Origin of the sequence: Xenorhabdus sp. KJ12.1, from assembly GCF_963876495.1 — a bacterium.
GTDB lineage: Bacteria > Pseudomonadota > Gammaproteobacteria > Enterobacterales > Enterobacteriaceae > Xenorhabdus > Xenorhabdus stockiae.
The window spans coordinates 24469-48904 of the sequence record NZ_CAWNQH010000072.1 but is presented as its reverse complement, the minus strand read 5'-3'; the positions used below and the strand labels follow the sequence as shown (position 1 = coordinate 48904).

Sequence of the window (24436 nt, the reverse complement as noted above, 5' to 3'; positions counted from 1 at the left end):
TGTTATTTTTTTATCTGTGAATTGGCATCAGCTGGGCTATATCCTGTTTTAGTCTGAATATATTTGATAAATTCATCAGGCTTCTGCATGTAATCTTCCGGCATATCTTTGAGAATGTTGGAATCAATGTAACCATTGTCATTAAACGGTAGGGTACTTTTATAACGTTCATCTGAGACGATACCTGCATCATGTGCGATCAGTATGGTACGTTTGGTAAGCTGTTCAGCGCTTATTGGACCAAAAGAGACTATGCGCGTTGTATTTGGTGGAATGGCAAGAGCTATAGCTGGAACGTTTCTTATCTGTAATTTTTTGGCCTGACCATCATCAGCCCGAACATTTTGAAATGGATTTCCCGGCAGGTCATGGCCGTCAACAGAAACAGGGATGATATGGATGCCCGTCATATAATTGAATGTCTGCATGATAGAGGCTTGTTTTGAGCAAATCGTGCAACCTTTCCCTTTAAAGAAGAAAAATAGACCGGCTTTCTTACCGATTTCTCTGGCAACTTCCCTCTCGTTATCTTCAGCTGAAACTGACTGAGAAAGGGAAGCGAAAGAGGAAGTAGAGCGGCGCCCCGTTTCATCGACTAACGGATCAGTGATCGATATAAGCTGAGCCATGTCTTTATAGCGGCTTGCCTTGTCCAGCATGATGCGTTGAGCAAGCAAATATGCACGGACATTTTCTGGGGTAGGATCGTCTATCGCACGATCACGGATACGCTGGATATTCTCTCTGAACCAGACGACAGAGAATGGTGCAGGGCCTTCTTTGGCTTTATTTTCAGCTGGGACTGCTGGAGTAGCTACAGGTATTTGCTTATCCTTTTTCTTTTCATCTTCTTTTTGTTGGATAGCTGGCTCGATTTTGATTTCTTCAACTGGAGATGGCGGACTTCTCTTCCAGAACCATCCCTGTTCTTTCTCCTTCTGAAATTCTTTACCTCCAGCATATACATCACCACTGGTTTTCAATTCCTGCTGCCTGTCATCCGTTTGATTTGCGATTGCGTGTACGCAAAAAACGCAACTAACAAAAGTGGCAATCATTGTTTTGATAAAGGGGCTATATGCCATTGGTGTTTCCTTCAATCAAAATCTTGGCTATTTTATCTGTCCAGAAAAAAGTATTTTTCCCCGCGAACACGCGAGACTCATGCAAACTACGTAGGAGCACGTTGTGCTGAAATTTACAGTTACCTATCTTGTGGACAATTGAATTCTTTTTAACTCCTAATTCAGTGCATACAGCATCCAGTGTCATGCGAGTCCCATATTTACGTTCAAGCTCAAGCCTGACACTTCTCTTTAGAGATCCGTCGTTAAGTAATGGGGGAAGTTTGTATGCTGGCATCAGTTCTGCGCAGGGGGGGGATGTAAAATATGGTTTCACCTCGAAGCCTCGCATTTTTTATTCAGATTCAGAATATTGCCATGAAAGTAATAGGGGGGCACGGATAAAAGGCCGCAAAAATGGGGGTAAAAAAATGGAGTTTGGATTGGGAATAGCTAAAATTTTTTTTGGATACTTTTATAAAAATAACTTTATGATATATATGATATTTATTTGTTTTCTATAGTGGAATGATGGCAGGTTATGGTTTTTTATAATTACTCAGCTAACAACCTGTCATTTATCTTTTTTCTTATTTTTGGCTCTCACCAGAGAAAGAAGGAAAGAAAGATCAGAAATAGAATAATCAATTATTCGTTAACCTCTATTCCTATGACTACTCGGTGAAAAATCACTACCTTCACAATGAGGGTAGTGAATAGCAGAAAGAACAAATGAGGGATGTTAGTCGGTATGTTAAAGCTCATTGTTGAGGAGATTAAGCGTTAGAAATTTAACGCGGAAGGGAAATTAATAAATTTAGAGTGAAGATTAGAGTCAGCAAAACATTTTAGAAAATTGTTTTATCAAATATGTTGTTTCCTCATAAAATCAGGTTCGAGCGCAGCAAAATGCATGACCTCTGACACTGTTTGATTAAAGTAGCGAGGGCAAATTTTTTGCCCTGCTTCAAAAATTTTATTTTTTAGATCATTTAATCGACCATCAGAAAATCTACCGCAGGCACAGCAATAAGCAAACCGAGTCCCAATAATTAAAGCTTTTGATCCGTTTAATGTGACCCCAAAACTGGTTTGAGAAGAATCAATGCCTCTATATTTCAATAGGATAATAGTCAGCATGTCATTAACCAACAATTCCAAATCTGTCTGATCTCTATCAAAAGAACAGGGCCATATTTTCATATTGGTCGAAACAAAACCGTAAACTGCATTTTCATCAGGAAGAGCCATAATAGACCTTATATTTTAAAGGAGACATGAATAACTAGAAGGAAAATTATCCTTTTCTAGCAATACTCCCAGTTTATTTAAATTTCTGCATTAACTCTCAATTTCTGAGCAACATACTTTTTTATCACGTTTCGCAATTTATAACGAACCATCATAATTATCGACTTTGTGCATCAGGCAAAAATCAAAGAATGACTGATTTTCATCAATAAGCAATGAATCCATATGAGTGCTGAAATTCTTGACTATTTATGCCAGATATACAGGAAAGAGAGAGCTGCTATCACATGAACTACGAACATATAAATAATAAATTTTTCTTTATATTCGATGCATCTGTTTAATTCTTCAAATAGCAACAGGGTCATTGCAATAAGGAATTTCAACAACAGTAATAGCAATTATTTTACAGAAGATAGATTTAATTATTTAATGAGGTTTTTTATAGCTAATTTATCCAGATAGACTTTAAAAGATACTTCACATCTGCCAGACAATCCAGTGTGGCATAAGGCCACCACAAGCCGTCTTTATCTTCGTAAAGATAAAGACACAATGTGTCTGGTGCATCTGGATGGTAAATATTGATAGTCACAGTCGAATCGAAGATAGGAACCTCATGACGAAACATATAGAAGTCCGGATTGCGATTGTCATGCACAAAACCAATAAGGTCGCTGAGCTGTGAAGATGTAAACCCATGCTGAGTCCCACCAACAGCCTCATTAAAATAAAATTCATTAGTAGTTTTCATGTCGATGATCTCCAATTGAAAACGCTGACCAAAGCCAGCGTGTTTCAATAAAATTAGGAGCATTTGCGTTTAGCAGCCTCTTGAGGGTAGATGCAGTAAAAAGCTTTTTTGTACTTTTCATAACCTGCAAGTTCACCATCGATATATTGCTTGATAGGGCCGTAACGACGGTGGTTGGGGTAGTTGAGCCAAAACATCTTGTCATCCAACGCTTTTTTCCAGCAATGTAGGACGCTCATACGAACCTCAAAAGGGTCTAATACATTCATTCGGCAGCAATTCGTAAAAGAGCACATGTCATCCTGATTTACATCAGAAAGGAACCATGAAATCTCATCAATTCGTTGCTGGAGGTTGCTGCGATTAAAGGTCATCAGATAAAGGGAGTCACGGATCATTTCGTAAGCCACTTTACTGCTAAACCTGAAATCGTATGACTGTTCGTATTGAGCTACGTAAGTCACTTCATCAGCCTCAAGAATGTGAAGAAAAGACATCTGCGATTCATGGATATATTTAGGTTTATAAGCCATATTTAATCACCTTTGATAGATTTATATATTTGATAGATTTATATATTTAAGAGGTTTTATTAACGTTTCAGTAATGCCTTACGGGTAACTTCAAACAGCTTTGAACGAAGATTCACAAGACTGCCGATAGCAATACCAGTATCACCGAATAAGTAGGTCATCATGGCTTGATTCACAGCACCAAAACCAATCCCGATTACCACCATTCCGTCAGATTTTGCATCGTTAATCATTTTGAGAACGTCCTGCTCAGTACCACGATCAGGATCTCCATCAGTACATACGATTAAAATACGTTGATCAGCTTTTGCTACCGCTAAGTCAATAATTGCAGGCCATAAAGCACCACTTAATGGTGTTCCACCACCAGCACTGATACCAAAATGGTTAGCGGCTATAGCTTGACGAAGAGTCTGCTTACGATCTTTTAATTTACCGACTGAATCCCTTAGATAAGGGAAGTGATATGCTGAAGTAGTTACACCTTTAAGATTGTCCAAAGCATGTAGCAATGAGACAACTGCGGCTTCAGCTTCAATAACAAGGCTGCCCATTGAACCACTGGAATCAAGCAGTACAGTAAATGCAGAGTTAAGAGAAATAGTCTTGGATTTGTGTTTGAAAACTTTCGAATTGCCAGTGAAGACAGTTGGAAGAAGTCGCCCTTCAATCTTTTGACCAGACTCTTTAAAGGTGCGCCGAGTATGTTGTATCCCTTCAAGTAATCCGTTAAGAGACTGACGCAAACCAGCAGAAGCGTTAATGCCACGAGAGACACTATCGTTACTGGTAACAAAACTCTTAGCCGGTGAGACAGAGAAAGGAGTCACAGGCTTTGCTCGTTGAGAGGGAGTTAATTTATCTTTCAGGAGATCGTTAAACTTGTCCGAAATGTCTTTTGCAGCACAATCTATGTCAGCATCGTTAGCATCAGCAAATGGGTCATAGTTTGGCGAACCTGATGTGATAGATGCATTATCAGAAGAATCAGATTTATCGTCAGAAATACCAGCTGCGCCGGAAGCGCTTTTAGTATCATCAGACCGATTATCAGAACCACCAGCAGAGCTGGGAGTATCGTCAGAATCATCATCATTCTTATCAGGTTGAGATGGTGAAGAGAAATTATCCTTATCTTCTTGTTCCTGTTTAAACGCATCTATCGCGAGGTCATATAACTGCCGGGCAACATCTAGGCATTCTAGCGTGGTATCTGCAAAGACAGCCAAACCTAAAGTATCAAGCGACTTATCCAGCAAATCCTGACCGAAGACAGAAATGAACTCCTTGCGACGAATATCTGCATGTGTATCGAAGCCGTGATAACGCTGACGACCACAAAGCAACATGGTATCCAGATAGATAGTTGCAGGAACGTCACTGGATTTAATGTTACCGTCAAACACAAAACTGCGGACAGCTTGCAGGAAACGGAGAGAACCGGGAAAGGCGCGAACAATAGAGCGCTCAATACGCAAATCCTCAGCAATATTCCAGAGACTATGGAGTACTTTTTTGTTGTAACGACCAGAATCCACAAGAATGCCGAATTCATTCTTTATCTCTACTTCCTGACCAGATAACGCATTAAGAGCAGGCGTTAGCAAGTCAAACTCAGTAAAGCGAATGTGAGCAGCTTCATGTACGGTGAAACCAAGAATGGCATCAGAAAGACTCTCAGCATCCTTGTAATAAGGAATGTTGATTGATCCTTTACCATCAACTACAGAAGCATATGCATCATAACCACCAACCGTAACACTAATATTTAGTTGATCGCTTAGAGCACGCGCCACAATCGGAAGTGAATTATAAATCCCCATTAGAAGACCTCTTTAGATAAATTTATATATTTAGAAAAAAGGCCCGGAAGTGGGCCTTTTATATTTAGAACATTAAAATTCCATCTGTTTGATCGTTGAACACTGGAGAAATGACGGAATTACTAACCGATGGTTCATCCGGAATTTTAACTAAATCAACCTCAATGGCGTCGAGAGAAGTAAAATCTTGGGAAACTTGTTTATTGCCGAAAAGAGTCTCATCAACGACAACAACATTACGGAAACCTTCGATCTTAGTATTAGGTGCAGCATCATCAACAATCGGTTCAGAAGTCACGGATGTTGGTGATACTTCGATAACAGGTTCGTTAATCACTTCGTTGCCAGAAGGCAGGTCAGTGGCAAAACTATCATCAATACGATCAACTGAGTCAGTGGCTTGTGTTTCAATAGAGTGAGCAGGCTCAATTTCAGGCGCTTTTGGCAAATCAGGGGCTGGAGCCATAGAAGTGCTCTCAGCGTAGAAATTATCATCAGATATATACGAGCTAGTACCAACGACATAGCAGTCAGGTGAACTGATATCAATGGCATAACAGTCACCGGCTACAGGGATTGTTGGCCGTGTGACAACAGGTATAGGCTGAGGATCAGGAGCTACAGGATCAGAAGAAACAATTCCAGCGGAGCCAGATAAATCGATAAAGTCTGAGTTATCGGTAGGCTGTACAGTTGAATCAGCACCTAGCAAATCAACAAATGATTTAGCTCGTTGCGGATCACGGAGGTTATTTAACAAAGACAGAATGTCAGAATATTTACGACCAGTTACTTTGCCAGATGCAGGAACGTCATTAAGCACTTCAGCCATATAGACAGAGAGCTTATTAACGCTGTCTGAGATAAAGCCAAGAGAAGCCAGTTTATCGGCAGTTCGACGAAGCGGATTGATAGTATGCTGCGTGAAGGCATTTGGATTCAAATTCTTCAAGAAACCATCAACAAGCCCAGATACTTCCTCAAAGACCTCATCAGTAAGACTTTTAATTTGCCCGGCAATACCGTCTTGAATTACAGAGTTGCCATATGGGGTGATATGAATAGCAGTAAAGCCAAATTGAATTTGACTATCCATGTATTCAAGATCAACACAGGCACCATCACGAAGAATTTTCTGATACTTTTCTTCGCAGTTGTTAATCCAGCTATCGAAGTCCGATTGCAGGAAAACTTTTTTGTAGATGTAGAACTCTGTTTTTACATCGTTCAGTGCAGAGATTAGATCATTGACGCGATCAGCAGGTACTGCATAACCGCCAAGGAACCGAATACCAACAGCAGAACAAAGCGAGTGCGCTTTAGTTTTATACTGTGTGAATGGATTCAATAACTTAGGATCAATTACCTTTTTAGAGCCAAGAGACACAATCACATCAGGTGGCAAATCGACTCCAATCCCAAAGTCTTCGCGTTTCAGTTTCTTACGTCCACTAATACCGTGGATTTCAGATAAAGAGACAAGAATAAGGGACTCAAGAACTTTGTTTACATTTGTAGTTGCGTTAGTCATTTAAGACCTCGATAAATTTATATATTTAATAGAAAGTTTATGGAGCACATAAATGTGTCCATTCAGTTTTGATGCGGCAGGGGGGGGGAGATACTTGGCGGGATTAACTAGCTAAATCACCGAACACAGCTTCTACGATGGTATGTAGGGCTTTTTTCTCATCGATGGGAGCACGATTCCCAATATGAAAATCGAACGACGCGATAAGAGCATTTGGGATTTTTGCGTGACGCATGATAGCGAAACGAGACACCCATGCTTTAAGTGAACGGGTAGAGCAAGTAACAGACAATCGAGTGGCATTCATTGCATTAACATCATTTGGCGAAATTTCAGTACCGACAAATTGTTTACGGATCTCATTAGCGACCTGTACAAATTTGCTGGCGATAAGTTCGTCAGGGATATATTTAGCAAGAATTTTTTTCTCAACGTCTGGTGCCACGTAGGTCGTGTTTACAAACATATAGCGATCAAGGTTCGCCGTATTCTGCATCTTAACACCACCATACATACCGGTAATGTCACCCTGACCAATAGAATTGGCAGTAGCAACAAAACGGAAGTTGTCATGCTTTTTAATAACTTCATTCGTTTCAGGGATAATCAAATTACCACCTTCCAGAACAGTGTTAAAAGCATTTGCACATGAACTTTCAAGCTGGTCATATTCGTCCAGCAGGTAAACCATGCCATATTTATACGCCATAGCTAGAGGGCCATGAACGTAAACGGTTTGTGTATCACCGGTAACTGGATCAGAGAAAATCCGAAGACCACCGATCTGAGTGCTAATATCCATTTCAGGAAAAGCCGTTACTTTCATAACAGGCCAGTTGAAACGGTTAGCAACCTGCTCGATGATGCTACTTTTACCACAGCCAGTAGGACCAGATAACCAAAGAGATTGTCCCATCGGATAGTTGAACCACATCAGAGCAGCTTGGCGAACACTAGCTTCGAACTGGTAATCAGCATCAAAAGCTGGAACATAGTCTTGAAATGCATGATCTTGTGGAAAGCCAGCGTAATGGTTAACTTTCTGATTAGCTGGGATATTGATTCCAAACAGCGCCGGAGAAACAGGAGCGTTACGAACCAAAGCGTCAACAGCGATAGTATTTACGTTTGTCATGATATTTACCTTATATATTTATATATTTAATAGATTTGGGATATTTAGTAGATTTGGGATATTTGTATTGTGGATTTAATTAACTATTTGGAGCCATATAATTATGATTCAGGAGTACAATCGACAAGCGACTTATGTACATAGTCCTTACTCATTATCTTTCCTTCTTGAAAGCGTGTGGAACGCTGAGCAAATGTAATGAAAGGAGTTAATCCTCGTTTCTGTAAAGCAGCAACTAGAGTAGGAATAAAGAACGATTTAGCGTTAATTAAAACGTTAGATGTATCATGTTCAATACTCAAATTGGATGCGATATCAGCGATAACATTCGCTTTTTCCAGCATTTCACCCTTTTCAGGGGGTGAATGAAAAACTAGGTATTCAGTCAGAGCTGATGCAACGTTTCCATCAACGTCAATTACACCCATGTCCCGTTGCTCATTGCTGGCAAGGTACGTGGTAAGATTGATGAATTTAGTCATGATGACTCCCGATATATTTAAATATTTAGATATTCAATATGATTTAACCTATTTAATGGATATAACATTCAGGAGAAAGTGCCTGAACACACTGGATTCCTCGGATGAGGAAAAACACCTTTTTCGACGCACATAAAAAAGCCCGACGCCGCATAGGGCATCGAGCCATCGAATTCTGTATGTATAGACGTAGGGAAACCGTAAAGACGGAAGTCTAGCTTCTGTCTGAGGTGGCTGGTGGCCGAAGTTATAAAGGTGATTTTAAGGGCATAAGCCGGAAGTTAAGCGGACTAACCGCAAAGCTAAGATAGAGGACTATAAGCTTTTGGTCAAGATAAAAAAACCCTGCCGAAGCAGGGTTAAAAGGTATCAGAAAACCAAGATACCTTTGGATTCACTCATTTTTTCCTGAGCATGATTAGTTTCCAATATAGACGTTTGAGACACAATGTTTTGTGTATCAGGGACGAAAACACGCGGAGACTGTTTTACAGCGTCAGGTACAGCTACGGCTATCGTGTCTGATGATGTAGGCACGTATTCGTAGGTTGTAAGTTTGTATATTTTCCTATCATTATTTACGCAATCTGGATGTTGAGCTGGATCTACATTAGGATCGAGTTTTTTAGCCAGATTTTTCCAGTTGGTAGTTCCTTTTGCGACACTTTCGATATAACGGATGCCGAAGCCGTCAATACGAACAAGATCTTCTGGTCGAAAGCCCAAGGAATCAGCAAGACCAGCAATGTCTGCTTTTGTTAATTTTTCGAGACGTTCAACTTCTGCTTTAGCTTTCTCAAGTGCTGCGGTGTGGCCACGAAGGGCTGACATGCGAACATCAAGATCATCGGGCACGTAAAAGCCGAGAGTTTGTTTTAGTATCTCTGCATCTTCAATAAGCAAAACATCTTTTTCTGTGTTAAAAACTGGGGCAACCTTGCATTTAACTGAATCGAAGAATGATGTCGAACGCTTAAGAAGCTCTTCTTGAACGCCGATATTTGGCTTGATATAAAACACGATAGGCTCGTCTTTAGCTGACCAGAAAAGCAGATAAGCACCGGGTGCTCCAGTAACGAAGAGTTGGTGCTGTACTTGCCAGAAATAATATCTGAATTCTAGCGAGTATTCTTTGTTTTTCAGGATATCCAAATGCTTTTGCGTTGATAGATTTTTTATTTCAAGGAGATTCATGTCATCAAACTGACCATCCAGTGACGCAATCATGTAAGGATAATCACGATGACTGACACACAGAGGCTGGCTAATTTGACCATATTTTTCTTCAGCCCAAGCGCGTGCAAGAGGCTCATTGAGCTTACCTGCGCGAACTTGCGGAATGACTGATAGATCTTCCGGTTCAAGCAAGCCAATGTACTGTAGATACAATTGATATGGTGTTTTGGTTGCTTCTTTGACACGCATAAGAATAGGAGCACATGTAGCAGTAACACCAGTTTTACGCCATTCAAGCCACTCAGGAGTGCCTTGTTCAACATCAACAACAACCATCACTGAATTCATGAGTTCACCTTTTAATAAATTTATATATTTAAATTAAAAACCGGCCAATAGTGCCGGTTTGTTTTTGTTAAGCTGCTTTTGCGGCAGAAATAATTTCAGACAAAACCGTTTTTAATGGTTTGAAGGAAATTTTTTCAATAGCCGTATCTACAGCGGAAAAATTATTTGTCTTGATAGCTTCATCATAGAGAGTGCGCATGGAATTCGTTTCATTTTGTACCTTTTGAACGAAATCATGAGACTTCTGCTTGAATTCACTATTTGTGAGTTTATTAACGAAGTTTTCAACATCTGTGAAATCACATTTGTTAACAGCTTCAGTTAATTTTGATTGCAAGAGATTACGGCGTGATTCTTCAATACAGTGAAGAGCGAGCTTAATTTCACTGTCATTAAACTGAAACGCAGTTTTTACTTCAGCAATTGTTGTTTCGTAAGCCATCGTTTTAGCAACGCGTTTTACGAGCTTATCAATGCGACGTTTTGATGTCAGGCGAACACCCGGTACATCAGACATATCCTCAGCTTTAACATCAGACTCGGTATTTTGAGTTGGTGTTACAGTGGCATTGTTTGATGGATCTGGTTGAACCTGATCGTTTTTAACGGATTCTTCAGTTTTCGCTTCTGGTTTATTGGTATGAACAACTTCACCCTCATAAACGTTGCCTGATGCAGCGTTTTGTGTCGGTGTTTGAGTAGACTGATCTGGTTGAACATCATGATGTTTTGCAGCATGACGAGCAGACATTTCATATTCAGCTGCTTCAACTGGTGTAGCGTTTTTGTCACGAAAACCTTCACCACCATCTTTGTTCAGATAGTCGATGATGCTTGCAACACGAGTACGATTACCGGGAATCTGATGGATAGTCTGCTTAATAGCTGATTTGCGAACCATAGCCCACGGAAAGCGGACCCACGGAGATGCTTTGCGCTCATCAACACTTTTCCATGTTTCAGATACAGCGCGGGCAGAAGCTAACTCTGATTTTGTCAGGAAATAAACAAGATTACGGCCATTTTTCATACGGTAATCGACATAAACACCTCTGAAATGTCCCCTATCACCAACTTTGCCTTCATCAATAGTAGTGAGTAGTAGATCACCCTTATTCGCGAATGGATCAAAGCTGTGCTCAGGGCTTTGGCGACGACCATTAGATTTAAAATGGTCTTTCTCGAATACCAGTTCTACAACAATATCCTCACACAAGCCTTCATCGGTAGCCATGCGACTTAAACCAATGTACGACACGTCGAGGAATACTCGGTTCATGCGAGGAACGAGGTAAGCCATCCTTTGCGCTGGGTCGAGTGTTAAACCGCTTGTAGCGAGCTGGAGAAATGCAACCTCAAATGATTTGAGATTCATCAAAGCTAGACTGGTGAGGTAGGGATTGTTGTTGATAGCATGTTTCGCGAAAACACTTTCTTTTGAAAATGAAAGTGTCGGATTCCATGTTGCCGCAGCCTCAAAATCATTTTTCAGAGATACAAGATGTCTGGTAACGGTATCTAACTGAGCAATTTCATTGATATTGCTTTTATTACGATAACCATCATTCTTACCTTTATATGCCCTACGGTTTTTATTGTTGTAACCCATTATATATTTCCTCATTTATATATATTTATAAAATTTTATCGATGATAAATAAAAGCCAAAGCCACTCATTGAGTGGCTCTTACAGGCTTGGTTTGATTAAAGAAACGTTTATTGCTTGTTTGAGCAATTACCACGAATCTGAGCGTATCTACCACCAAAATTCAAAGTCCGACCACCTGAACTGTTTAACGAGTTTTTGGCGTTAAGCAGTTTATCTGTCATGGTATTTCCGGATGGGGAAAGATCCTTAACAGGAGTGGAAGGGTAAGAATTAACGGGTGAGGATTGTTCCCCAATAAATCCCGGAACAGCAGGGATTTTCTCAGGTTCGGACTCTATATCCTTGGTAGGTACATTTGCAGCTAAATTAGCGATACGTTGTCTTTGTGCTTCAAACATCAGACGTAAACGATTTGCTGCCCGATAAGCTTCTTCAGCAGTTAGAGGCTTAAGTGACAGTTTAGGCTGTGCAACAGGGATAGCTTCAACCTTTTCCATTTCTGGGAAAGGCAATTCTAATGAAGCATCAGGAGCCTGTACTGCATCATTGTGTGTATTATGCTTAATATCAGCATTAGACACTACACGAGCAGTGAAGGCATGAAATTCAATACCATGATGTTCAATATCCTGAGTCATCCAACGTTTATTTCGTATAGAAGCTTCTAGAAACACAAATGAGCCTTTTTGGATGGTCTGATACAAATAATCTGCAACACGACCGAAAGCCTTAATTATGTACCATTCAGTTATTTTCTTTGAATTGGTGAATACTTCACAGCCTAGGCGGAAATAGATTATTGAATCTTTTCCATTAGCGGCAGCTTTATATTTTGGTTCAATACCAACAACACCAATCAAAGTTGCTTTAGAAAACATGATTTGTGCCTCTTGATAAGTTTATATATTTAGAAAAATTAGAAAGGATTATTTAATAACTATCAGACCAATGAATTCGATCATTTAGCTCGTGTAATATTGAGGAAATAGAAATTATTATTTCCTTAGATAAAGGAAGGTTTGCATATTCAGTACGGTCAAAATTAATAACTTTATCAGCACACGAATGAATTTCATCCAGCATCGCAATAGAATTCAGCATCGCAACAGATAAGTCACCAATTTTAACGTGAGCAAGAATAACCATGAGATCAGTTAAAATTGTTGCCAAGAAAATATGGGCATCAATTCGACTGGTAATTTCGTAAAAACGGGCAATTTCAAGCCCGGCTTCTTCATCGAATTTGTTCTCACAGATACGGCAACCATCATCACCACAGGAATGATAATTACACACTGGACAATCGATAGACTTTTTCTCGTTCAGACCACCATTATAACAGCTATAATAAAAACGATAATTGGCGGTAGAACCACAAGAAGGACATTTACGTTCATCTGGAATAATATATTCGCGAGAGTTAATAACACCTTCAAACGTCAGACTTTCATAGTTCATAGTAGAATCCTTGTATATTTTATAAATTTATATATTTAGAAGAGTTAGAAAGGATTATTTAATAACTATCAGACCAATGAATTCGCTCATTTAATTCGTGTAACATTGATGAAATAGAATTTTTTGTTTCCTTAGATAAAGGAAGGTTTGCATATTCAGTGTGGTCAAAATTAATAACTTTATCAGCGCACGAATGAATTTCATCCAACATAGCAACAGATAAATCACCAAGTTTGACCTTAGCAAGAATAACCATGAGGTCGGTTAAGATTTTTGCCAAGAAAATATTGGCATCAATTCGACTGGTAATTCCGTAAAAACGAGCAATTTCAAGCCCGGCTTTTTCATTGAATATGTTCTCACAGATATTACAACCATCATCATCACAGGAATGATAATGACACGTTGGGCAATCGACGGACTTTTGCTCGTTCAAGCAACCGCTATAATAGCTATCATAAAAACGATAACTAGCAGCAGAACCACAAGAAGGGCATTTACATGCATCAGAAATAATATATCCGCGAGAATTAATAACACCTTCTGAAATGAGCATTTCATAGTTCATAGTAAGATCCTTATATATTTAATAGATTTGATAAATTTGAAATGAGTTAAGATATTTGTAGGTGCAACATTCAGGAGAAAGTGCCTGAATACACTGGATTCCTCAGATGAGGAAAAATACCTTTTTCGACGTATCTAAAAAAAGCCCGACACCGAGTAGGGCACCGAACTATCGAATAAGTATCGTATCAATTCGTCTCTGATACTTTATACAGACCTTTGACAGACGTATGATTCAATATGGCAGGTTCGTAAATATCAACAAAGCTTCCAGTACTCAGGATAATCAGAAGACGACATGCAGCTTCTAAATGTGTTTCACCAGTAGCCCAGAAAACCTGTTTGCCTTTTAAGCAAGATGTAGCACTATAACCGCTGTTATTCTTAATAATACTCATTTCGTATGAACTGATGGCTACACCCATATATTGCCATAAGCTGCTCGGAGAGTATGCACTGAGCACTTTACCGTCACGACATTCAAGCAATACGTTAGTCATTGGGTTCAATATAATGATTCGAGTATCTTTAGATGCTTCAAGTGTTGTATTAAAGAATTGAGTTGGTGTCTCACCATTGACTTTATTCATGATACGAACAATGAAGCCTGAAGATTTAGCTACTGCGTAATCTAATGCTATATGCTTTAAGTTTTCGACTGCGATTCTCATTTGGTATTCATCCTCTATGGAATTTGCAGAAAATTAATATAGTTAATTAGGACATTAAGGTTTATTAGAGATACCAAAAATTAAAAAACCCAGTCAAATGACCGGGTTTATATTTGTGATAGTTAAGGTAAACAATATTAATCAGAAACAATTTCCATGACCCAGATTCCGCGACGTTTGTCCTGAGACAAATTACGATAGCCAGTCACTTCGCCATTGCTATCTAAAACTCTAGCTTTAGACGTTCTCATTTCTGCTTTTTTCCAGAAACGGATTTTATCTCCTATTTCGGCACCGCATTTTTGGATTGCGTCTTGCAAACCAAAACCCCAGACCTTTTTTCCATCACAATCGACAAAGTAAGATCTGTCGTTGTTAGCATCATCCTTATATGGAGCAATGCCGTGGTCTAACAGAGAACCTTCATAAATTGTGAGTTGAGATTTTTTTGGTTTAGCGGATTTCTTAGGTGATTCATCATCACGTAAGGCATACATGCGCGGTAAATCAGAATTTTCATCGTCTTCATCTTCTTCGAAAATAGAGACAACATCATCATCCTGATCCTTACTGCGATTTTTAGCTGCTTTTTTCTGAGCGGTGCGAATCTCATCAAGTACGAAAAACATTAGAACGACTGCAAACATCAGAATGGTGACTAAGCCATATGTAGTTACAGCACGATCAGTTGTTATAACGAACAAGATTACCCACATAGGAGCTAAAAAACGGATGTACGAAAAGCGATAAAACAGCATTGCGAACATAGCAATAGAAACATAAGCCATTGTGTCATGAGTCATGAGAGATACCTTGATATATTTAATAGACATTAAAGTACGAAGTCCGGCCACGGATCTAAAAAAACACAAAAAATGCAAAAGCAACGTGAGGAAGCAAGCATTAAGAGTGAAAGTTTAGGAGAGTGATAAAACTGTGCAGTAAGCACGAAGTCTGGTCACAGTAGCAGATTACGTACAGGAGGTTATGATGAAGTTTTCAATTTATTGGTTTGGATTGAGAACCAAAAATTCCCTCGTAAGGGTAGCAAAATGACATGTTAAGCCGAGGCTAAAACACATCTAGGTGCTCGATAGGCCATTTTTCAGGCACAAGAAATCCTGACCAAAAAGAAATTGTCTTTTTGAAGGAGGGCGGGGTAGTCACGCTAAGTTAAAATCAGGATTTTCAGAAAGTTATTTATATGTTGTGCTGAGTACCATCAGCTAGGTAAAAGCAGACTAATCCAGAATTACAAGCTATGCAATAAAAATCCAATTTTTAACGACAAAATGGTCTGTTTTTTTAATGACTTTTGGGTTTTGGCGTGACTAAATACCCATGTAATAAAGAAATCTAACGTGAGGAAGTGAAATGACTGAAGCTCAAAGAAAACCCAACAATACAAATAATGAAAATATAAAGAAGTCGGCTCGCCGGGTACGAAACGTAGAACGTGAAAGGACTCCATTCTCTAATCCAGAGGTAGAGCACAAATTCACATTAAAAACGCAGGAAGCCATCCGCCTATACACCCGACATTTCAATAATACATCACAAGCGCTTTTCAACATCATGATCAACACAACTCGTCTGGAGCGCTTGGGTCAGCGTGGTATTTCAGCATCGACAAAAAAAGCGATTGATGCAGCATTTGATATTCCGATGAAAGAAATTAACGTTGGAGTTGATGCATTGTCTCAAATGATTGCTAATGCAGGTGATGTGGCTGATGTAAAATATACCCATCCGCGTGAATTTGAGACGGCCACACGTACACCAGAAGCAACTCGACTTATCCAGCTATTTAAACGTTACGACCTGATGGTCACTATGTTGGATCAAGCCTATTTGAACGCATTGGCACCGGCAGATGAAGTGGAAGACACCAAATTACGCCTAAGCACTAATATTCAGAATTTGTCGAAAACTATCAAAACTCACGCGCAGAGTTCTGTGGAAAAACTCGATAAGATGACTGGTACAGAAATCGCAGATACTGGTAATCAGGTAGCTACAGAGGAAAAAAATCTCAAAATGGTTGAAGATGATTTAGCTCAGTCTGATGAGCTAATCACAGAAAAGAATGAAGCATAGAAACGTCAGAATTGGGAAATAAGTTCTCACATTAGGGATTACGTCAAGCTGTATTAGTAGTCCCATTGTCATGATAGTTAACGCCAAAGTCTATAATTGAGATGAGTTATTACATTCCTTAAGAATAACTATCGGAAAAATAAAGAAAAAGTAATTCAGTCAAAATTTAACGATCTGATCTATTGCTAACTATCACAAATCACTAACAGAACTAAATTACATCACTTGTGTCGTGGATTGCGTGAATAAAGAACCGAGAGGATTTAGTTTCTTTTCAGTTTATTGATTAATAAAGATTTAATCTGACAGTCGCCATTAGGACTCAAGCGAGGATAATTCTCTGTGTCTTTCTCAGATATATTGGTTTCAATATCAAATATATCAACTTTTTTACAAGAATTTTCTATGCCATAGACAAAAAATACATCACCCACATTTTTGGGAACATAATTATATTGATGACCTATAATTCGCCAGTCGCTCCCTTTTTCTATTTTTTTATCAAATAGAGAATATGTATCAATTACAATAGGTGGGATAACTCTTTCAGATATATCATTCTCTGTTATTTCGGGTTTGTTGGCAGTAAAATCGAATATTTCAGCGACATGCCCGGTGATTATTTTAGATATAATCCGACCAAAACAATATCTTTCCTCATCTAATTTAAAACAAAATATATCTCCGGACTTTACAAAGCGTAGCATTGTCCTCGGTTTTACCCCCCAACCCCAGAATTTAAAATCACTCATTTACATATTCTCCCGCCAGAGCCAACTTTCTTGCTATTATAAGCATCTTTAATTTTTTAAGTGACTTTTTATTATCAGCTATATTAAATAGCCTTTCCATCTGCTCCGCCCATCACCGTGAATCCAAAACGTCGAGGGGAGCCTTTGCCATACTATCCGAACTATTAAGCAGCAGTACCAGCGCCATCAAGATCAGCTCAGTGAAATTAAGCTACTAATGCGGGAACTGATCGGCGATTGCAACAGCAAATAGGGGCAAAGAATGAGTTGCTCTTAAAAAGAATAAAGCCGGAAAGGAGGATCTTTCCGGCTGTTACGTTTAACTTACTCAGTTATATGATGAACATAACTCGTATAGATTTTTTCTTAACTCATCTAGCTTATTATTCTCATGCACTAATGGATTACCATCTTTACTAAGAACCAGATCACTTAGTGAACCCATGCCACCAAAAAGGGCTTTTATATCAATAATCGCGTTATCAGGTTCTAAATCCATTCGGTAACGTAATTTATCAATATAGCGAGACCAACTAATTTCCATATTGTGACCGAGTAGAGTTGATATTTCTTTGAGGATTTTTTTTATTTTCTGTGTCATTTTACCACCCCTTTTTCTATAACGTTCATATCTCTTACATCCCAAGGAGCCGTTATGACTATTTGTTCTGTATCACCAGAATAGAAATTTTTTTGTATTCCGACGTTACCCACATATATTTTCATTGGTATATTTTAATATATAAACTATAGTGTCCTACAACAATCACTCCACTGAAAAATCATATAGACAGAATCCTGTCCCATACCAGTTGGATAGCGGAACATTCCTCCTTGCCACTTATAAGGAGACTCACCGATGAAATGGCCCTTTTTAGTCTCAGGTGTTGGATAAAACATGTTTAATTTATATTGCTGTTTAGGGATTGTCGGGTAGATTTTGGCACGACATGTAACGTCATCCCCTACTGAACGATAAGCCAACCCTCGGCGATGCTCTACAGCCAATTTACGAGTGGCCGCGAGGCTTGTCGTCCGTGATGTGTCCATAGTTCTGATAGATCCCGTCAGAGGATATTGCCCCCCCCAAGAGCCTGCACACCACCATAATGAGGTTTGTGGCTGAGTACCAGCGAACTGAGCCGTAGCTTCCACTGCACAAGCCTGTTGTGCGATTATGTTAGCTACAGCTGCTGATTCAGGGTTTTGGAAGAATGCCAACGTGGTGTTATTCCATGTAGGATCAATTTCAGTAAAGCTTATAATGTCGAAGTCTGAGTATGGGTCAGCATTACAGTCGCCCGGGAGGTACAAATCTAGCATACGCAATAATGGCATTGCGTACATGTGAGCATTATAGAAGCTGATTGAAGAGCGAAGCCGTTCGTCCTGAGCACCATCAGTCTGTGGGCCATACTGTAACTCATTACCTAGCTTTAATTTGGCTCCACCTAATGACGACATACAACCCGGTGTTCTGGTAAGTTCAATAAGTCTCCGAGGTTCCCACATTGCGGACAGAATTCCGGGATGATATACACCGAGGCCATCCGCACAGGCGCATAATTTTCCGGATGCAGCATTATCAGGAACTTGACCAGATGGGCCTAGTGTTGCGCCAGCCACTTTTATCGGGAATATGCAAGACCAGCAGACATCTGTAAAAATCTTTGATGAGAGGATTTTATTATCACGACACACCTCATTTTCTGATTGCGTATCGGTTGGATTATCAGCAGCTATGACACTGGCAGAAAAGATAAATGTAGCTGTTGTCACAACTGTGACTAAAGCTAATTTTAAACACGATAGTTTCACTCTCATTTTTTATCGGCCTCATCTTTTGGATATTCATCGACAATGTATTGCGACCCGTTAGATGTGACGATACTAGGCAGGGCACTAACACCAAACCGTTCAGACATACCCGGTTGGATCATATACAATCGGCTTTTCTCACCATACATCTGTGTTGCATCTTGGAATGTCTGCCATCCATCACCGTACACATTGGTAGTGATAAGGATGGGTTGGATACCCGATTTTGCGTTCTGATACTCACGTTTAGCAATCTGACGTTGCCAGTCGCTGCGTGCATCAAAAAAGATCAGCTTTAACCGGAAAGGAATGACCTCCAGAGGATTAATACGGCCTTTCTTCGCAATAACTTGACCATTAGGGGCAACGATATCTTGTGGTATAATAACACTTGGATTAATCGTTTTCTGGCGGTATTCTAACGCATCTGGGAATGTTGAAAATTTTTGTTTTTTCCAGTAATTATCCAACGCATCTGTTTTCATTTTATCAAAATCGAGATTCTTGATTCGTTCTTCAATGATATCAAGCAGGTTGATTTCACTGATATCTTTAATCGGACCAGCTGTACCGAGGTTACCTTTTTTATCTTTTAGGTATGAAACGTTAGATATTCCGGAAACACGGGCCACCAGCTTACCGTCCTTCTCATGGATAATGGTTGGAACCGAAGTGACGTTGTAGCTTTTAAAGATGGTTGGATCGAGGTTAACAGGGGCACTACTGCCTGAATTGAGCACAAGTTGCTGCCAATGAGTCAACTCGCTCAGGATGTTGTTCTTATCCTTAACACCCTGAATGACGAGCGCTACATCATTCCTGTCTTTATACTGCGAGAGGATATAACGTAACTCATCATCAGAAAGGGATGATGAAACGAGGATGTAATAAAAATCACCCATCACTTTGTTTTGTTCGCGATCAGCAATATCGGCCTCAGAAATAGCACCAGTAACGGCGTCAGTGATAACATCACGCTCAGTTTTTGGCTCTGGCATTTCGCCTAATTTCTGACGATTGGCCCGTACAGTCTCACTAGATTTTTTTTCGTATTCAGCCTGCTTAGTTTTGGCTGCTTTGATTAAAGCATCGAGATCAAGACGTTCTTTATCTGTGAGTGGAACAGGCTGTTGAGGTAGATTTGATGGCTCAATGTGCGCGCTTGGCCTTACAGGCAGAGTGTTACTATCTGCAAATACCACCATGCTGGTAAACAAAATAGCTGCGATTAAGGATGCCTTATAAAAGTTTTTTTTTACCATAGTGGGTAAGCTCGTCCAAGTACGTGATCTTGAGATATCGATCCCCAGTAACGGGAGTCGAAACTTAGCTTTGTGCGTCCCATCAACCAAATTCGACCTTCGGGTATTTTCCCACTGCGGGTAAGTTCCTGTTCACTATGGCCGGATTCTTTGGCAAGTTGTAATTCTTCACCGACCATAGAACCATTAACCGTTGTTTCTTCTGGTGTGACAGAAACAAAATCGCCCGGCACAGCATCAACTATTTTGATTCCTTTTCCGTAGACCCGAATATATTGAGATGTAAAAGCAAAAGGTTTTCCGCGAATAGGCGTTTTATCAAATTTATCCACAAGATAAATACGATAGGGAGGGAGGCATTGGTTGTTCTGTGGATCGATAGCAAATTGGTATCGATTCATAAGATAAAGGCTTGTAGGAGCAGACACGACGGCCACAAGAAACATCAGTACAGCCTGTTTTTTCCAAGGCCGTTTTTGCTTATATATTTTTCGCCACATCGAATTAATAAATTGTTTCGCCACGACTAATCCCTCCATTATTTGGTGTTCGTCACGACAGACTGTGGTACTGCCAATTCCGAAGGGAATGAATACATAGATGACGAATTTAAAATGATATAGCCAGATTGTGCCATTTGATCAGCTCTGCGTTTGATTAGTGCGAGCTGTGCTGGTGGAAGAATATTACCTGCATCATCAGTGTATTTAGCAACAGCAATATAGTCGTATGGGGATTGCGCGGGGAAAAACCGCCCATAAAGGGCGGCACCAATGAACCCGCAAACTAACGCAATAACAGCCGATTTGAACATTAGCGCATTCCTCTATCTTTCAAAATGTCATTGATAGCTTGTTCAGTTGTTAATCCTGTATCCTTCTTACGTTTGATTTCAGAAACATCATCGGGGTTAGTCGAATAAAGCAGCAGAGAGAACGGATCAACTATCAATCGACTAATGCCCTGACCAGATTTAGAAATAACAAACACTTCGGAATAGACGCCACTACTTGATCTAACTGTCTTCAGAAAGCGATAACCAGCATCATCCAGAGCAAGTCGCTTGTTGTTTTGGGCTTCATTGATTGCAGATTCACCTTGACCGAGAAGCAGCATAAACGCGGAGTTATCTGCAATTGCTTTACCTACACCATCTTTATAAATGTCATTGACAGATTGGGTAATCGTGATGGCCGCACCTTTATATTTACGGAAACGTCGGTAGCCTTTCTCAATGAATTCGCCGATATTGCCTTTGAGAAGCGCCCACGCTTCATCAATAACAACAATTTTCATTTGGGAACGGTCGCCGAGGAACATGTCTTGCTGGATCTGGTAGATAAGCTGTAGCAGAACAACCTGTTTTAAGTGCTCAGAACTTTCCAGACGGGAAAGTTCAAGTACCGTGAACGGATTTTTAAAGTCGATATTGTTTTTGCCAACAAAGTATTTCCCGTACTGTCCGGCACTGGTAAATGGATAAAGCTGTGAGCCGATATCTTTTACACGTTGATCTTCATCGCTAAGGCATGATTTAGCAACCATATCAACAGTCGTTTTTTTCCCGTGCTCACGCACAAGGTTAGCTACGTGTTCTTTTAATCGGGCAGTCTGAAAGTCGTCCAACCCCTTCTGAGGCGCAGCCATTATAGTCAGAAGACCGATAATCAAGTCTTCCTCTCCGTTACCGTCTTCGTTATTCGGATCTTCACCGAAATAATCTTCAATAAGTTCGAAGAAATTCAGACAGGGTTTTTTGTCGGGGTGAAAGTCAAGATAATCACCACCATACGTCTCGCAGATATTTTTATACGAATCACCGACATCAATACACCACACTTTAGCGCCGAGACTTCGGTAAGCTGTAATAATGTAGTTAGCCAGAAATGACTTACCGGAACCTGATTCGGCTGCAATATAGGCGTTATAGTTTGTATCGGAGTCGAACAGGTCAAGCATTTGAACCTGACCTGAACGTGATGTGAGCATAAGGGCAGGGTTACGCGTACCTTGCCAATCAGCATAAAGGGGTGTTAGCACTAAAGCCTCGCTTAGTGCCAACGTGCGGTATCTTCCCATTACTTTCTCTGCGGAAGCTTCGTTAAACATAGGTAAGGTAGAGAGAAAAATAGGACAGACGAAATTGGTATCAGGGATCATTTTAAACTGATACGTGTTCAGATAGCTTGCCGCTTCCTGTGTCGCACGGAAAACTCCATCTTTTGAATTAGAAAAGATGGTTACTGAAAATTTTGCTTTGCAAATAGGTTCGCCACTATCAAGCTTATCACTTAACAAATCATAGCCTTCTCGAATGGTTTTTAAGGATGGAATCCATTTGACCATTGGTCCATCAGTTTGCTGAACCACCCAAGTACGCTTCTGCGTAAACTTAGTTTTTGCATTTTGCTGCTCATAGAAAATGAGGCTCATTGAGAGAATACATGAGCTTTTGATACCGGTTGCACCACTCATCAAATCGCCAAGGTAGTATTGAGCCTGTCCCGGCCAGAAGCTTTTTGGTAGTTTTTTGGCACTGAGGGTTTTAATGAATGTTGTATTTGTAGGTCTTTCACCGCGCTGGTTTTCATCTTCCGGGTTTCCGATGCCGACGTATTTCGATCTGACAAAAAAAGAACGGTCTGGATCAAGTAACTGGTCGGAAATATAAAGATCGTCCTGAACCTGAACAGGTGAACGGTCCCGCCAGCTTGCATTACCACCTTGGTTGAGAATTGAGGTAAGAATGTCAATGTAGATTTCGCGAGTTAAAGGAGAAGGAGCAAGACCGATAATACCCAAAGTGGTATCAAAACTGTTTCTGAATTCATTAACTAAATTCAGTTCTTCTTCTTTGATGTCATATTCATTTTTCACTGGTATTTTTACAGTGTAAACTAGTAGACAATCGCGCACACGAGTACCTGTACCTTTCATTGGGTAATCTGTGCTGTGAAGAAGAAATTCAGAGCGATTATTAATCGCGTTTTTCAAAATGGGATCAGCGCAATTGATACGAAGGAAATCCATTTGATTTATTTTTTTCACGATATTTGGACTAGCAATCAGATCGGTTTGCACGATAGTCTTTGCAGGGAAGTTAGAAGAAAGCAGTGTTTGCAATTGCTGCATTTCTTTACCACTGGTTCCCGAAAGCGGACGACAAACGAAGCCGAAGCCAACAGTTTTGTTGTCCAGCATGAAAATACGATTATCTTCATCATATGCTCTGACTGGGCATACCTCGGAAAATCGCTTAATACCTTTTAGCCGCTGAACAATTATTGATTCGCTCATATTTTCCCTCAGAACTATTTTGATTCGAGATAAGCTTTCAGTCCCTGAGCTGGTTTACCGATACTGTAATTTCCATCATGACGAATAATGAATGGAACCATACTCACACCCAACACTTGCGCAGTAATGTTCCGGCGGATCATAGAGGTTTGATCGCAATCCTTAACCTGCTCGAACTTAGTCGTACTGTCACCAGATATAATGGCCCTGTCAGCGCGGTAACGGTCACTAGCGCAATACAGTTCCTGATTGCGTTTTTTACTTTCCTCACCAAGAGCACCCAGAGAAATAACATTAACGGAGTATTTTTTTGGATCGAGGTCAGCTAATTCTTTAAGAACGGCGTGGCAGTATGTGCAGTTAGGGTCAGTGAAAATCATGACTTGCTCAGGCCCATTTCCCCAAACAGCAGGTTGTAGATCTGCAACTTTCAGATTGAGTTCTTTTAGTGGGATAATTGACGCATATTTGGTAACTTCTTCGAAGTTATTCAGTGATTTTTTTGCCCAAGTATCATATAGATAACCTTTCAAGACGAAACGTCCATTAGATGTCATAACATTCAGATTATCATCAATATCTAGAGCAATAAGTCCGTTGGTTGGTACAACAAATCTTTTCGGTTGAATTGAGTTTTTTGGTGCTGCTTTTAATGCATTTTCGGTGAATACAGTATCGGTTGACGATCCTGTTCCGGCAAAAGCATGAGTAACAAAACCAGCGAGTAAGGAGATGGTTAAAAAACACTTTTGAAATGACATAGTTCTCTCTCTCTCCACGAATAGAACTAGCATTGTTCCACAAGTA

At 40.0% G+C, this 24436-nt stretch carries 24 protein-coding genes; 1 reads left to right on the top strand and 23 read right to left on the bottom strand.

Annotated features, from left to right (window positions below; translation table 11 throughout):
- Positions 1-2: 2 nt before the first annotated feature.
- The 15 genes from traF to AACS92_RS11585 form a co-directional block, all read right to left on the bottom strand.
- Positions 3-1085: a conjugal transfer protein TraF gene (traF, locus tag AACS92_RS11655; protein WP_099108525.1), complete on the bottom strand. Its 1083-nt coding sequence runs from the start codon at positions 1083-1085 to the stop codon at positions 3-5.
- An 843-nt stretch (positions 1086-1928) separates the two neighbouring features.
- Complete coding sequence (locus AACS92_RS11650; RefSeq protein WP_099108524.1) at positions 1929-2315, bottom strand: hypothetical protein; 387 nt, start codon at positions 2313-2315, stop codon at positions 1929-1931.
- A gap of 448 nt (positions 2316-2763) precedes the next feature.
- Complete coding sequence (locus AACS92_RS11645; protein WP_153044726.1) at positions 2764-3069, bottom strand: hypothetical protein; 306 nt, start codon at positions 3067-3069, stop codon at positions 2764-2766.
- Positions 3070-3122: 53 nt separating this feature from the next.
- The gene (locus AACS92_RS11640; protein WP_099108522.1) at positions 3123-3602 is read right to left on the bottom strand and encodes a hypothetical protein; all 480 of its coding nucleotides are present in this window, start codon (positions 3600-3602) and stop codon (positions 3123-3125) included.
- Positions 3603-3661: 59 nt separating this feature from the next.
- Positions 3662-5425: a VWA domain-containing protein gene (locus tag AACS92_RS11635; RefSeq protein ID WP_099108521.1), complete on the bottom strand. Its 1764-nt coding sequence runs from the start codon at positions 5423-5425 to the stop codon at positions 3662-3664.
- A 64-nt stretch (positions 5426-5489) separates the two neighbouring features.
- Entirely contained in the window at positions 5490-6956 is a 1467-nt protein-coding gene (locus AACS92_RS11630) for a DUF3150 domain-containing protein (RefSeq protein WP_099108520.1), read from the bottom strand.
- Positions 6957-7059: 103 nt separating this feature from the next.
- On the bottom strand, positions 7060-8091 hold the full coding sequence (locus AACS92_RS11625) for an AAA family ATPase (protein ID WP_099108519.1): 1032 nt from the start codon (positions 8089-8091) through the stop codon (positions 7060-7062).
- A gap of 101 nt (positions 8092-8192) precedes the next feature.
- Positions 8193-8573 carry a hypothetical protein gene (locus AACS92_RS11620; RefSeq protein ID WP_099108518.1) on the bottom strand — a complete coding sequence of 127 codons (381 nt, stop codon included), beginning with the start codon at positions 8571-8573 and terminating at the stop codon, positions 8193-8195.
- Positions 8574-8942: 369 nt separating this feature from the next.
- On the bottom strand, positions 8943-10097 hold the full coding sequence (locus AACS92_RS11615) for a lambda-exonuclease family protein (protein ID WP_099108517.1): 1155 nt from the start codon (positions 10095-10097) through the stop codon (positions 8943-8945).
- A 67-nt stretch (positions 10098-10164) separates the two neighbouring features.
- The gene (locus AACS92_RS11610) at positions 10165-11706 is read right to left on the bottom strand and encodes a recombinase RecT (protein ID WP_099108516.1); all 1542 of its coding nucleotides are present in this window, start codon (positions 11704-11706) and stop codon (positions 10165-10167) included.
- Positions 11707-11814: 108 nt separating this feature from the next.
- Positions 11815-12585 (bottom strand): single-stranded DNA-binding protein, encoded by a 771-nt coding sequence (locus AACS92_RS11605; RefSeq protein WP_099108515.1) that lies wholly within the window; start codon positions 12583-12585, stop codon positions 11815-11817.
- A gap of 52 nt (positions 12586-12637) precedes the next feature.
- Positions 12638-13165: a hypothetical protein gene (locus AACS92_RS11600; RefSeq protein ID WP_099108514.1), complete on the bottom strand. Its 528-nt coding sequence runs from the start codon at positions 13163-13165 to the stop codon at positions 12638-12640.
- Positions 13166-13223: 58 nt separating this feature from the next.
- Positions 13224-13733, bottom strand: coding sequence for a hypothetical protein (locus AACS92_RS11595; protein ID WP_099108513.1), 510 nt, complete (start codon positions 13731-13733; stop codon positions 13224-13226).
- A gap of 187 nt (positions 13734-13920) precedes the next feature.
- On the bottom strand, positions 13921-14403 hold the full coding sequence (locus tag AACS92_RS11590; RefSeq protein WP_099108512.1) for a phage protein NinX family protein: 483 nt from the start codon (positions 14401-14403) through the stop codon (positions 13921-13923).
- A gap of 137 nt (positions 14404-14540) precedes the next feature.
- Complete coding sequence (locus AACS92_RS11585) at positions 14541-15206, bottom strand: hypothetical protein (RefSeq protein ID WP_099108511.1); 666 nt, start codon at positions 15204-15206, stop codon at positions 14541-14543.
- 571 nt (positions 15207-15777) lie between these two features.
- On the opposite strand from AACS92_RS11585, the gene AACS92_RS11580 reads away from it, so the two are divergent.
- The gene (locus tag AACS92_RS11580) at positions 15778-16500 is read left to right on the top strand and encodes an AcaB family transcriptional regulator (RefSeq protein WP_099108510.1); all 723 of its coding nucleotides are present in this window, start codon (positions 15778-15780) and stop codon (positions 16498-16500) included.
- Between the two features lie 263 nt (positions 16501-16763).
- Here AACS92_RS11580 and AACS92_RS11575 read toward each other — a convergent pair whose 3' ends face one another.
- From AACS92_RS11575 to AACS92_RS11540, 8 genes are all read right to left on the bottom strand, one after another.
- Positions 16764-17252: an immunity 26/phosphotriesterase HocA family protein gene (locus AACS92_RS11575; RefSeq protein ID WP_099108509.1), complete on the bottom strand. Its 489-nt coding sequence runs from the start codon at positions 17250-17252 to the stop codon at positions 16764-16766.
- A gap of 328 nt (positions 17253-17580) precedes the next feature.
- On the bottom strand, positions 17581-17853 hold the full coding sequence (locus AACS92_RS11570) for a DUF6966 domain-containing protein (RefSeq protein WP_099108508.1): 273 nt from the start codon (positions 17851-17853) through the stop codon (positions 17581-17583).
- 146 nt (positions 17854-17999) lie between these two features.
- Positions 18000-19076, bottom strand: coding sequence for a TraU family protein (locus tag AACS92_RS11565; RefSeq protein ID WP_099108507.1), 1077 nt, complete (start codon positions 19074-19076; stop codon positions 18000-18002).
- Positions 19073-20332: a TrbC family F-type conjugative pilus assembly protein gene (locus AACS92_RS11560; protein ID WP_099108506.1), complete on the bottom strand. Its 1260-nt coding sequence runs from the start codon at positions 20330-20332 to the stop codon at positions 19073-19075. Before AACS92_RS11560 ends, AACS92_RS11565 begins: the two co-directional genes overlap by 4 nt.
- The gene (locus AACS92_RS11555; protein WP_241537866.1) at positions 20326-20856 is read right to left on the bottom strand and encodes a S26 family signal peptidase; all 531 of its coding nucleotides are present in this window, start codon (positions 20854-20856) and stop codon (positions 20326-20328) included. Before AACS92_RS11555 ends, AACS92_RS11560 begins: the two co-directional genes overlap by 7 nt.
- A 14-nt stretch (positions 20857-20870) precedes the next feature.
- Positions 20871-21146 (bottom strand): hypothetical protein, encoded by a 276-nt coding sequence (locus AACS92_RS11550; RefSeq protein ID WP_099108504.1) that lies wholly within the window; start codon positions 21144-21146, stop codon positions 20871-20873.
- Positions 21146-23629, bottom strand: coding sequence for a type IV secretion system protein TraC (gene traC / locus AACS92_RS11545; RefSeq protein WP_099108503.1), 2484 nt, complete (start codon positions 23627-23629; stop codon positions 21146-21148). The genes AACS92_RS11550 and traC overlap by 1 nt, the downstream gene beginning before the upstream one ends.
- Before the next feature lie 14 nt (positions 23630-23643).
- Positions 23644-24390, bottom strand: coding sequence for a DsbC family protein (locus tag AACS92_RS11540; RefSeq protein WP_099108502.1), 747 nt, complete (start codon positions 24388-24390; stop codon positions 23644-23646).
- Between the last annotated feature and the right edge of the window lie 46 nt (positions 24391-24436).